Annotated in this window: 12 protein-coding genes and 1 pseudogene; 8 read left to right on the plus strand and 5 right to left on the minus strand. The window is 64.6% G+C overall.

Annotation, left to right across the window (positions count from 1 at the left end; translation table 11 throughout):
* From VA602_RS12740 to VA602_RS12750, 3 genes and pseudogenes are all read right to left on the minus strand, one after another.
* Nucleotides 1-154 (minus strand): annotated as a pseudogene (locus VA602_RS12740) (archaetidylserine decarboxylase); the annotation flags it as partial.
* A gap of 9 nt (nt 155-163) precedes the next feature.
* The gene (locus tag VA602_RS12745) at nt 164-973 is read right to left on the minus strand and encodes a rhodanese-like domain-containing protein (protein WP_153774215.1); all 810 of its coding nucleotides are present in this window, start codon (nt 971-973) and stop codon (nt 164-166) included.
* Between the two features lie 45 nt (nt 974-1,018).
* Entirely contained in the window at nt 1,019-2,554 is a 1,536-nt protein-coding gene (locus tag VA602_RS12750) for an HDOD domain-containing protein (RefSeq protein WP_054893174.1), read from the minus strand.
* A 130-nt stretch (nt 2,555-2,684) separates the two neighbouring features.
* Here VA602_RS12750 and motA point away from each other — a divergent pair, with 130 nt between their 5' ends.
* Both motA and motB read left to right on the plus strand, forming a co-directional pair.
* Nucleotides 2,685-3,536: a flagellar motor stator protein MotA gene (gene motA, locus VA602_RS12755; RefSeq protein ID WP_054893175.1), complete on the plus strand. Its 852-nt coding sequence runs from the start codon at nt 2,685-2,687 to the stop codon at nt 3,534-3,536.
* 3 nt (nt 3,537-3,539) lie between these two features.
* On the plus strand, nt 3,540-4,565 hold the full coding sequence (gene motB, locus VA602_RS12760) for a flagellar motor protein MotB (RefSeq protein ID WP_323453371.1): 1,026 nt from the start codon (nt 3,540-3,542) through the stop codon (nt 4,563-4,565).
* A 42-nt stretch (nt 4,566-4,607) separates the two neighbouring features.
* On the opposite strand, the gene rsgA is transcribed toward motB, so the two are convergent.
* On the minus strand, nt 4,608-5,639 hold the full coding sequence (gene rsgA, locus VA602_RS12765) for a small ribosomal subunit biogenesis GTPase RsgA (protein WP_112899304.1): 1,032 nt from the start codon (nt 5,637-5,639) through the stop codon (nt 4,608-4,610).
* A gap of 92 nt (nt 5,640-5,731) precedes the next feature.
* Between rsgA and orn the strand changes: the two genes are divergently transcribed.
* Together orn and VA602_RS12775 are read left to right on the plus strand one after the other, a co-directional pair.
* Nucleotides 5,732-6,274, plus strand: coding sequence for an oligoribonuclease (orn, locus tag VA602_RS12770; protein WP_054893178.1), 543 nt, complete (start codon nt 5,732-5,734; stop codon nt 6,272-6,274).
* A gap of 85 nt (nt 6,275-6,359) precedes the next feature.
* Entirely contained in the window at nt 6,360-6,971 is a 612-nt protein-coding gene (locus VA602_RS12775; protein ID WP_323453372.1) for a trimeric intracellular cation channel family protein, read from the plus strand.
* A gap of 89 nt (nt 6,972-7,060) precedes the next feature.
* Here the strand turns inward: VA602_RS12775 and queG are convergent, their stop codons facing one another.
* On the minus strand, nt 7,061-8,128 hold the full coding sequence (queG, locus tag VA602_RS12780) for a tRNA epoxyqueuosine(34) reductase QueG (RefSeq protein ID WP_125931284.1): 1,068 nt from the start codon (nt 8,126-8,128) through the stop codon (nt 7,061-7,063).
* Between the two features lie 65 nt (nt 8,129-8,193).
* On the opposite strand from queG, the gene VA602_RS12785 reads away from it, so the two are divergent.
* The 4 genes from VA602_RS12785 to mutL form a co-directional block, all read left to right on the plus strand.
* Complete coding sequence (locus tag VA602_RS12785) at nt 8,194-9,054, plus strand: NAD(P)H-hydrate dehydratase (protein ID WP_323453373.1); 861 nt, start codon at nt 8,194-8,196, stop codon at nt 9,052-9,054.
* Nucleotides 9,051-9,515, plus strand: a complete 465-nt coding sequence (gene tsaE, locus VA602_RS12790; protein ID WP_371105594.1) for a tRNA (adenosine(37)-N6)-threonylcarbamoyltransferase complex ATPase subunit type 1 TsaE — start codon at nt 9,051-9,053, stop codon at nt 9,513-9,515. Before VA602_RS12785 ends, tsaE begins: the two co-directional genes overlap by 4 nt.
* On the plus strand, nt 9,516-10,961 hold the full coding sequence (locus tag VA602_RS12795; protein ID WP_196759876.1) for an N-acetylmuramoyl-L-alanine amidase: 1,446 nt from the start codon (nt 9,516-9,518) through the stop codon (nt 10,959-10,961).
* Nucleotides 10,958-11,733, plus strand: a 776-nt coding sequence (mutL, locus tag VA602_RS12800; protein WP_323453374.1) for a DNA mismatch repair endonuclease MutL, incomplete at its 3' end; no start/stop codon positions are given. The genes VA602_RS12795 and mutL, both read left to right, overlap by 4 nt.

Consider the following 11,733-nt stretch of genomic DNA (forward strand, 5'->3'; position numbering starts at 1 on the left):
CCTCGGACATGTTCACCTGGTAGCGTTTGGCGAACCAGGCGGTGAAGGCATTCTTGAACCAGCGTGCGCGGCACTCGGCGACGCAGCCGGCCAGGCGCGACAGCAGGTGATGCGGCAGCAGGTGCTGGCTGATGATGAACAGACGGGATTTCATGCAGGTTCCTTAAACTTCTACAGGCGTGTCCGGGTGATTGCCCCACTCGCTCCACGAGCCGGCGTAAGCCTTGACCCGTGGATAGCCGAGTGACTTAGCCACCAGGTAGGTGAATCCGGAGCGACGGTGGGTCTGGCAGTGGGTGATCACTTCCTTGTCAGGGGTGATGCCCAATTGCTGCAGTACTTCGGCGATGTCCTTGCGAATGCGCAGGTGGTCGTTGAGGTCCATGCCTGCAGTCCACTCGAAGTTGACCGCGCCGGGGATGTGACCGGCCTTGGCTGCCAGGACCTTCTCGCCGTTGAATTCCTGCGGGCCGCGGGCGTCCCAGACCACCAGGTCGTCGGCGCCCAGGCGGCTTTGCAGGTATTCGCGGGTGGCGGTGGGTTCGGCGCGCAGGCGCAGGCGCACAGGCGTGCTGGCGGCGGCTGGCACTTCAGTGACGAGCTTGTCCGCAGGCCAGGCCTGGATTCCGCCGTTGAGGTAGTGGTAGTGCGCGTGGCCGATCACGTCGAGCAGCCAGATGAAGCGCCCGGCCCAGCCGCCGCCTTCGTCGTCGTATACCACGTACACCGCGTCGTCTCGGTGGCCGAGCTCGCTGAACAGCTTTTCCAGGTCGGCCTGGGCCGGCAGCAGGCCGGGAGCCGGAGGCTGGCCCAGTTGGGTGCGCTTGCCCTCGACGAACCGCGCGCCGGGAATGTGGCCGCTGACATAGCGGTTGGCGCTGCTCAGGTCGACCAGGATCAGCTCGGGCGAATCCAGGCGTGGCAGCAGGTCGGCGGCTTCGATCACCAGGGGCAAGCCGGAAAAATCAGTCATCCACGGTCTCCGGGGAGCAAGGGAGGTGCGATTGTAGCGCAAGGTTCAGGCATTGCGGTTGGCGAAGCTGGCCAGCGCGCGCTCGATACATTGTGCGGTTTTTCCGAAGGCCTGCACGCTCACGTCCGCAAGCGGCCTGCCACCCTGGTCGGCGATCGCCAGCATCAACACCTGGTCGTTCACGGCCAGCGAGCGCAACAGCAAGTGCTCGCTGGGGAACAACGCTCGCAGCGGTGCGGGTAGCAGGGCGGAAAACTGGGCATGATTGTCGGGCGTCAGGCGCAGTTGCGAGGCTTTGCTCAGCAGTTTTTGCAGCAGCTTGCTCTGACCTGGTGCCAATGTGAGCGCTGAGGCTTCGCGCGGCAGGCCGGCGCTCTGCTGTACGCGCAGGCAGTCATTGGGTTTGTCGAGCAACAGCAGCAGCACTCGCTGCATGCCGCAAGCCAGCAGCGCCTCGCGTGCCTGGGTGGCCAGATGCACGGTGTTGGTGAACGGGCTGGGCTGGGCCAGCAGGTCGCCGCACAGCGTGCGCCAGCGTTGCAGGTCCTGGGCAGGTGGCGGTGGCGGGGTGAGCATGTCTGGGTGCGGGCGCCGCTGCTGCCAGGGCCAGATCAGCGCCTCGGCCGGGTGGAACAGTGCATGCCGGGCGTGGTGGCGGGCGCTGGCCGCTGCTTGCTGGTGCACCTGCTGTTGCACATCATCCAGCGTGGTTTGCAGGTACATGGCGGTGAGCAGTTGCCAGCGCAGCAAGTGCGGGTTATCCCAGCCGACCTGGGCCGACAGCGCGAGGCCGTTGGCCAGCAGCACGGTGTTGGCCGGCTGGTTGAACCAGCGGCGCAGCCCGGGCTCTTCGTCCAGTCGATGCTGCTTGCTCAACTCGTCAGGCTCGCGGGCGATGTTCAGCACCTGGGCCAGTTGTTCGCGTTCTTCGAGCAGCAGGCGATAACCCTGGGTGACCCATTCCGGCAGGCGCCAGTGCGTGGCGACGGCGCGGCACAACTCCATGATGCGCACGCCGAACAGTGCATGCTCCACCTCTGAAGCCTCTTCACCCTTGTGAATGACCCGCAGTTCCCAGGTGTCGAGCAGCTTGGGGTAAGCCAGGGCCAGTGCCCACAGTGGCGAGAGGAACAGCAGGCTGCCCCAGTGGATCTCCTGCCACAGGCGCGCCAGGCGGCTGGCGAACAGGCCGTTGGCTTGCTGGGTGGCGTGCTGGCTGATCAGCAGGAATTGGCGCAGCACCGGCGGGATGTCGTCTCCCGGTATCGATGGCAGGCGCCCCATCAATTGCAGGATGCGGCTCAGGCCCAGGCGGTTCAGGGCGATCTCCAGGCTTTCGGCGGGCTCGGCCTGGCTGGCATGGTTCGGGTGATTGGCTTCGCGCATCACGCACAGCACCAGCGACGGGCTGTCCTGCATCAGTTCGGCGATGTCGCGCAGCGAGCGGCGATTGTCGTTGATGGCCGCCAGAACCCGGTCATGACTCTCTTTGGGTACCGGCACGCGGATACCGTCGAGCAGCCTTACCCAGGCGTCTAGAGAGGAGGGGATCTGCGCAGGCACCTTGGTTTCGATTGGCATTTTGACATCAGTCCAAACTGGCTTTTCGCATTGAGTGGCTATAGTCTGGCGCAGTTCTGCCGATAAGGAGAAGAAGAGTTTCCAAGCTTCCGCCCCTGACCCTGACCACGACAGCAAGTGCTTCCAATCTATGGCTAAAATTATCGGCATCATCGTCGTATTCGCGAGTGTCCTCGGCGGATACGTCCTCTCCCACGGCAAGATCGCGGCGCTGATCCAGCCGTTCGAAGTGCTGATCATCGGCGGTGCGGCCTTTGGCGCGTTTCTCCAGGCCAACCCTGGCTACATGACCATGCACGTCATGAAGAAGTCGCTGAAGATGTTTGGCAGCCGCTTCACCCATACGTTCTATCTGGAAGTGTTGGGCCTGATCTACGAGATTCTCAACAAGAGTCGCCGCGAGGGCATGATGGCCATCGAGGGTGACATCGAGGATCCCGCGGCCAGCCCGATCTTCGCCAAGTACCCTGCGGTCATGGGCGATGCGCGGATGACCGCGTTCGTCTGCGACTACCTGCGCATCATGTCGACCGGCAACATGGCACCCCATGAGCTCGAAGGCCTGTTCGACATGGAACTGCTGAGCCTGAAGGAAGACCTCGAGCACCCGTCCCATGCGGTGACCAGCGTTGCTGACGCCATGCCCGGCTTCGGTATCGTGGCGGCGGTACTCGGCATCGTGGTGACCATGGCCTCGCTGGGCGATGGCGACCAGAAATCCATCGGCCTGCACGTCGGTGCTGCGCTGGTCGGGACCTTCTTCGGTATTCTCGCGGCCTATGGTTTCTTCGGCCCGCTGGCCAACTGCCTGCGCCACGACGCCAAGGAAGAACTGAACGTCTACGAGGCGATCAAGGCTTCGCTGGTGGCCTCGGCGTCCGGCATGCCGCCGTCGCTGGCCGTCGAGTTCGGGCGCAAGGTGCTGTACCCGGCGCACCGTCCGAGCTTTGCCGAACTGGAACAAGCGGTTCGCGGTCGCTAAGCCATGGAGAACAATCAGCCCATCATCGTCAAGCGCGTCAAGCGCTACGGCGACGGCCACCATGGCGGCTCCTGGAAGATCGCCTTCGCCGACTTCGCCACGGCGATGATGGCGTTCTTCCTGGTGCTGTGGTTGCTGTCCACGGCCACCCCGGAGCAGAAGATCGCCATCGCCGGCTACTTCAAGGATCCGATCGGCTTCTCCGAAAGCGGTACGCCCTACGTCATCGACCTGGGCGGCTCGCCGCAGCTGGCCCCGGAAAAGACCATCAACCCGGAGGAGAAGTCCGAGCCGACGCCTGACACCAGCGTGCAGATGGACAAGGACCGGATCGAGACCATGGCAGACCAGGTCGAGCAGGAGCGGCTGCAACTGCTGCTGCAGGAGCTGCAGAACAAGGTCGAGGAAAATCCGCAGCTGCAGAAGTTCAAGGACCAGATCCTGTTCGAGATCACCCAGGACGGCCTGCGCATCCAGATCATGGATGCCGAGAACCGGCCTATGTTCGACCTCGGTAGTGCGCGCCTGAAGCCCTACTTCGAAGACATCCTGCTGGCCATGGCCGACACCATCAAGGCCGTGCCGAACAAGATCAGCGTCAGCGGCCACACCGATGCCAAGCCTTATGCCGGTACCGGTGATTTCGGCAACTGGGAGCTGTCGGCCAACCGTGCCAACGCCGCGCGGCGTGCGCTGGTGGCGGGTGGTTATCCGGATGGCCAGGTGGCGCGAGTGGTGGGTTACGCCTCGTCGTCGCTGTTCGACCGCGAAAACCCGTTCAACCCGGTCAACCGCCGGATCGACATCATCGTGCTGACCAAAAAAGCCCAGCGGGAGATCGAGGGCGAGCAGGGTGCACCTGAGGCACCGGCCAACCCAACCCCGCCTGCCGATGCGGCGCCAGGAGCCCCTGGAGCCTCCGCCGCGCCGGCCGATGGCTCGACGCCGATGCAGCCGCGTGAGCTGCGCCAGAAGCTGAACATCTTCGAGGATGGCGTGCTGAAGATGGACGAGCCCAAGGAAAACTGAGCCCGGCATCTGCAGGAGCGGCGCAACGCCGCTCCTGCAGCTTCAGTAGGTGTCTTGCGTCAGGCTTGCCACGATCGAGCGGTAGCTGTGCATCCGCTGCGCCGAGATACGCCCTTCCTCCAGCCCTTTGAGCAACGCACAGCCAGGCTCGCGGTCATGCTTGCAGTCGCGGAAGCGACAGTTGCCGAGCAGATCGCGGAACTCGATGAAGCCCGCCTCCACATCGTCACGGCTGACATGCGCCAAGCCAAACTCGCGGATACCGGGGGAATCGATCAGGTCGCCGCCGTTGGGGAAGTGGTAGAGCCGTGCGGTGGTGGTGGTGTGGGTACCCTGGCCCGACCACTCCGACAGATCGCCCACCCGCGTTTGCGCCTGCGGCAGCAGGCTGTTGACCAGCGACGACTTGCCCACACCCGACTGCCCGACGAACACGCTGATGTGCTCGTCCAGTGTCTGCTGCAGGCGCTGCATGCCATCGCCGTGGTGTGCGGACACTTCGAGCAGCGGGTAACCGAGATCGCGGTACACCGCTAGCAGCGCATTGAGCGTCGCTGCGTTGTCGTCGTTGATCAGGTCGGCCTTGTTCAGCAACAGCAGCGGGCGGATGCCTGCGTGCTCGGCAGCAACCAGGTAGCGGTCGATGAGATTGGCCTGGGGCTCGGGTGCCGGGGCGAAGACGATCACGATCAGGTCGACGTTGGCCGCGACCGGCTTGAGCTGGCCGTGGTTGTTCGGCCGACACAGCTCGGTGCTGCGCGGCATCTGCGCGACGATCACACCGTTGCCCTGGTTGCCGGCCCGCCAGACCACCTTGTCGCCTGTGACCAGGGCAGGCAGGTTGGCGCGCAAGTGGCAGCGGAACACCTGGCCTGCGACTTCGCCGTCCTGGGCCTCGACCTCGACCGTGACGCCGAAGTGGGCGATCACCAGGCCCAGCTGCTCGGGCCCCAGGTCGCCGCCTTCGAGCTCTTGCAGGGCGTGCTGCTCGCGTTTGGCGGCGCGGGCGGCGCGTTCACCCTGGATCTTTTCGATGCGCCAGTTCTGGCGGCGGTTGAGCTGGCGTTTGGCCATGGAGGTTCCGTGTTGGCGGGGCAAAAGAAAACGGCAGGCAGTTTAGCACGCTCCACTAGGCTAATATGTTGGCCTATTCGAGGAGCTCATTCATGCACAACCCACAGAACCTGATCTGGATCGATCTGGAGATGACCGGCCTGGATCCGGACAACGACGTCATCATCGAGATGGCCACTATCGTCACCGACAGCGAACTGAACACCCTGGCCGAGGGCCCGGTCATCGCCATTCACCACAGCGACGAAGTCCTGGCGCGCATGGACGAGTGGAACACCCGCACCCATGGCGCCTCGGGCCTGACCCAGCGCGTGCGCGAAAGCCGTATCGACATGGCCGAAGCCGAAGCCCAGACCATCGCCTTTCTCGAGCAGTGGGTACCAAAGGGCAAGTCACCCATCTGCGGCAACAGCATCTGTCAGGACCGCCGCTTCCTCTATCGTCACATGCGCGCGCTGGAAGGCTACTTCCACTACCGCAACCTCGATGTCTCCACGCTCAAGGAGCTCGCTGCGCGCTGGGCGCCGGACGTGCGCGACAGCTTCAAGAAAGGCAGCACCCACCTGGCACTGGATGACATCCGCGAGTCGATCGCCGAGCTGCGTCACTACCGCGAGCATTTCATCAAGGTCTGATGAATCAGGGGGCGTGCATACGCCCCCTTTTGGTGCCACGCGCGACTGAGTAGACTGCGCGCCTTTTCTCGCACGGATTTGCGCCATGCTGTTGATGCTCTACCTCATCGCCATCACTGCCGAAGCCATGACTGGCGCCTTGTCCGCTGGCCGGCGCGGCATGGACTGGTTCGGCGTGGTACTGATCGCCTGCATCACCGCCCTGGGTGGCGGCTCGGTGCGCGACGTACTGCTTGGGCACTATCCGCTGACCTGGGTGAAGCACCCCGAATACCTGGTGCTGACCAGTTTCGCCGCATTGCTGACGATCTTCATCGCGCCGCTGATGCGTCACCTGCGCTCGCTGTTCCTGGTCCTCGACGCTCTCGGATTGGTGGCCTTCACCTTGATCGGCTGCATGACTGCACTGGAAATGGGCCAGGGGATGCTAGTGGCGTCGATCAGCGGGGTGATCACCGGTGTGTTCGGCGGGATCCTGCGCGATATCTTCTGCAACGACATTCCGCTGGTGTTTCGTCGGGAGCTGTATGCCAGCGTGTCGTTCGCTGCGGCCTGGTTCTATCTGGGTTGCGTGTACTTCAAGGTGCCGGCCGAGCAGGCGATGCTATTGACCCTGTTTGGCGGCTTCCTGGTGCGCTTGCTGGCGATCCGGTTTCACTGGGAAATGCCCAAGTTCCATTACAACGACGAGCATTGAGTCTTCGGGATCGAATGCGGCCTTTTCGCGGGCAAGCCCGCTCCCACTGTGGGAGCGGGCTTGCCCGCGAAAAAGTTGTACTGTGGCTGTCAGCCCGCCGCCTCGTGCCGCGCCAACGCCCACTCCACGTGCTCCCTGACCAATGCCGAAGGATGCTCGCGCCGCGCTTTCAGGGCCTCGAGCACGGCGATCGTCGAAGGTGCATTGCCCAGCCCGACCGCCAGGTTGCGCAGCCAGCGCTCGTAACCGGCGCGACGTAGCGGCGAGCCTTCGGTGCGGCTGAGAAAGGTCTTTTCGTCCCACAGGAACAGTGCCGCCAGCTCGGCGTTGTCCAGCCCATGGCGCGGCTTGAAGTCGTCCTCGCCGGTCGATTTGGCGAAGCGGTTCCAGGGGCAGACGATCTGGCAGTCGTCGCAACCGAACACCCGGTTACCGATCAAGGGGCGCAGCTCCAGCGGGATCGCGTCCTTGAGCTCGATGGTCAGGTACGAGATGCAGCGCCGCGCATCGAGCTGGTAGGGCCCGACGAAGGCCGCGGTGGGGCAGATGTCCAGGCACGCCTGGCAGCGCCCGCAATGCTCGCTGGTCTGGGCTTCGTCGGCGGGCAGTGGCAGATCGACAAACAGCTCGGCGAGGAAGAAGTAGCTGCCCGCCTTACGGTTGAGCAGCAGGGTGTTCTTGCCGATCCAGCCGAGCCCGGCCTGTTGGGCGATGGCCTTTTCCAGTACCGGAGCGCTGTCGACGAAAGCGCGGTAGCCGAAGGGGCCGATGGTTTCCTGGATGCGGTCGGCCAGGTGCTGCACGCGCTTGCGCACCAGCTTGTGGTAGTCGCGGCCCAGGGCGTAGCGAGAGATATAGGCTTTTTCCGGTTGAGCCAGGCGCTGGGCCATCTGCGTATCGCCGGGCAGATAGTCCATGCGCAGCGAAACCACCCGCAAGGTGCCGGGGATCAGTTCGGCAGGGCGCGAACGTTTCGTGCCGTGCGCTGCCATATAGTCCATCTCGCCGTGATGTCCGGCCTCAAGCCAGCGCTGCAAGTGCTGTTCATGCTCGCCAAGCTCGACATCGGCAATGCCCACGTGGGCAAAACCGAGTTCGCGGCCCCAATCCTTGATCGATTGGGCCAGTGCTGGGAGGTCTAGAGAGGAGGCGGACATGGATGGACAAGGCATTGCAGGCTCAGGTGCGTATAATTCTGCCAGACATCGGAGCCTTTGACCCCATGCCTCAGACCAAACACCACGCCAATACCCCGCAAACGCTCAGCAGCGTGACCGTCGCGCACCTGCCTGCGCGGCCAGCAACTGCCCACAAGGGCGATTTTGGCCATGTGCTGGTGGTTGGCGGCGACTTGGGTACCGGCGGCGCCGTGCTGCTCAGTGCCGAGGCGGCGCTGCGCTGTGGCGCCGGGCTGGTCAGCGTGGCGACACGCCCCGAGCATGTGGCCGCGAGCCTCAGCCGTCTGCCGGAAACCATGTGCCTGGGCGTCAGTTCGGCCAACCAGTTGATGACGGTGCTGGATCGCGCTTCGGTGCTGGTGGTGGGGCCTGGTCTTGGCCAGGCGGCCTGGGGCCGCAGCCTGCTGTCGGCAGTCGCCAATGCACACCTGCCGCAGGTCTGGGACGCTGATGCGCTCAACCTGCTGGCGCGCACGCCCCTGGCCTTGCCGGGCGGCAGCATCCTGACCCCGCATCCTGGGGAGGCCGCGCGCTTGCTGGGCGTTTCCACCGAGGCCGTGCAGGCCGACCGGCCCGGAGCTGCGCGTAAACTGGCGCGTCGCTACGACAGTGTCTGCGTGCTCAAGGGCGCCGGAACCCTGGTCGCCGACCCGAGCGGCCAGTTGCGGCTGTGCGAGCGAGGCCACCCGGCCATGGCCGGCGCCGGCCTGGGTGATGTGCTGACCGGCGTGCTGGCCGCGTTGCTCGCCCAGGGGCTGGACGCCTGGCAGGCGGCGGGCCTGGGCGTCTGGTTACACGCCTGCGCTGGCGAACGCCTGGGCGCGCAGGGCAGAGGTCTGGCGGCCAGCGATCTGGCTCCGGTCATTCGAGAATTGTTGGAGGAGCATTCAGCGTGTCAGGCATAACCCTGTTTCTGGCCGACGAGCCGGCTACCGTTGCGTTCGGCGCAGCGCTCGCCAAGGTCACCGGCGGCCATGGCGTGATCTTTCTGGAAGGCGACCTGGGCGCCGGCAAGACCACCTTGTCGCGGGGCCTGATCCGTGGATTGGGTCACACTGGCGCAGTAAAAAGCCCGACCTTCACCGTGGTCGAACCTTATGAAATAGGCGATATCCGCGCCTTCCATTTCGATCTTTACCGCCTGGTCGACCCAGAAGAGCTAGAGTTCATGGGAATTCGCGATTATTTCGAAGGCGATCCGCTGTGTCTTTTCGAATGGCCGCAGAAGGGCGCGGGCGTTTTGCCAAAGCCCGACCTGACCATTACCATAAGCCCCCAGGCGGGCGGCCGCTCGCTGAACCTGTCGCCGCAGGGGGCTCGCGGCGAAGCCTGGTGTGCCGCTCTGGCTGCCGAAAACAAATCGTAAGTGGGGAAAGGTATGCTGCGCATTCGCGCACTGGTCGCCGTCGTTGGACTGCTGCTGACAGCGGTGACCGTTGACGCTCTGGCCGTCACACAAGTCAAGAGCATGCGCCTGTGGCGTGCGCCGGACAACACTCGCCTGGTCTTCGACCTGTCGGGCCCGGTGCAGCACAGCGTCTTCACGCTCAGCGCGCCTGATCGCCTGGTCATCGACATCAACGGTGCGACGCTCGCCTCGCCATTGAACGTCTCCACCTCGAACACGCCTATCACCAGCGTGCGCTCGGCCCAGCGTACCGCCACCGACCTGCGCGTGGTGGTCGACCTGAAAAAGGCTGTCACGCCCAAAAGCTTCACCCTTGCACCCAACGCCCAGTACGGCAATCGCCTGGTGGTCGACCTGTACGACCAGGAAGCCGATGCGGTTGCCGCCAGCAACCCCACACCGCCGCCGGTCACCCAGGCCCCAGCCACCACGCCCGCAGTACCGGTGACGCCGGCGCAACCGGCGATCAAGCTGCCGCCGGTGCCCAACGGCAAGCGTGACATCGTGGTCGCCATCGACGCCGGCCATGGCGGGGAAGACCCTGGCGCCTCCGGCTCGCGTGGCCAGCACGAGAAAGACATCGTGCTCGATATCGCGCGCGAGCTTCAGCGCCAGATCAACACCGAGAAAGGTTATCGCGCCGAACTGACCCGTACCGGCGATTACTTCATTCCGTTGCGCAAACGCACCGAGATTGCCCGCAAGAAGGGCGCAGACCTGTTCATCTCCATCCACGCTGACGCCGCGCCGTCGAAAGCGGCCTTCGGTGCGTCGGTGTTCGCCCTGTCCGACCGCGGCGCTACCTCCGAGACCGCGCGCTGGCTGGCCGACAGCGAGAACCGCTCCGACCTTATCGGCGGTGCCGGCAACGTCAGCCTCGATGACAAGGACCGCATGCTTGCCGGTGTGCTGCTCGACCTGTCGATGACGGCCACGCTCAGTTCCAGCCTCAACGTGGGCCAGAAAGTGCTGGGCAACATGGGCCGTATCACGCCGCTGCACAAGCAGCGCGTGGAACAGGCTGGATTCATGGTGCTGAAATCACCGGACATCCCGTCGATCCTGGTCGAGACCGGATTCATCTCCAACGCCAACGAAGCCAACAAGCTGGCAACCAAGAGTCACCAGCAGGCGCTGGCCCGCTCGATTCATAGTGGTGTGCGCCAGTTCTTCCAGCAGAACCCACCGCCAGGCACCTACATCGCCTGGTTGCGCGATTCCGGCAAGATCGCCCAGGGTCCCCGTGAACACAGCGTGCGCCCGGGCGAGACGCTGGCGATGATCGCCGTGCGTTATCAGGTCAGCGTTGCCAGCCTGCGCAGCACCAACAACCTCAAGAGCGATGAGCTCAAGGTCGGTCAGCACCTCGATATCCCGGCCACTACCCTGGCGTCCCAGCAATGAGTGGTGGTTCGCGAATCCAGCTGCTCAGCCCGCGGCTGGCCAACCAGATCGCCGCCGGCGAGGTGGTCGAACGCCCTGCGTCGGTGGCCAAGGAGCTGCTGGAGAACAGCCTGGATTCCGGTGCCCGGCGCATCGACGTGGATGTCGAACAGGGCGGCGTGAAGCTGCTGCGCGTGCGTGACGATGGCAGTGGCATCGCCCCCGACGACCTGCCGCTGGCGCTGGCGCGCCATGCGACCAGCAAGATTCGCGAGCTGGAAGACCTTGAGGGCGTGCTCAGCCTGGGCTTTCGTGGCGAGGCACTCGCGTCGATCAGTTCGGTAGCGCGCCTGACCCTGACCTCGCGTACCGCCAATGCCAGCGAAGCCTGGCAGGTCGAGACCGAGGGCCGAGACATGCTCCCGCGGGTTCAGCCGGCGGCGCACCCCATCGGTACTTCGGTCGAAGTACGCGACCTGTTTTTCAACACCCCGGCCCGGCGCAAGTTCCTCAAGGCCGAGAAAACCGAATTCGATCATCTGCAGGAAGTGATCCGGCGCCTGGCGCTGGCGCGCTTTGATGTGGGCTTTCACCTGCGCCACAACGGCAAGAGCATCCTCAGCCTGCATGAGGCGCCCGACGAGCTGTCGCGCGCGCGGCGGGTCGGGGCGATCTGCGGGCCTGGCTTCCTCGAGCAGGCGCTGCCGATCGAGGTCGAGCGCAATGGCCTGCGCCTGTGGGGCTGGGTCGGCTTGCCGACCTTCTCGCGCAGCCAGGCCGACCTGCAGTACTT

Source organism: Pseudomonas machongensis, from assembly GCF_034961125.1.
GTDB classification, from domain to species: Bacteria; Pseudomonadota; Gammaproteobacteria; order Pseudomonadales; family Pseudomonadaceae; genus Aquipseudomonas; species Aquipseudomonas machongensis.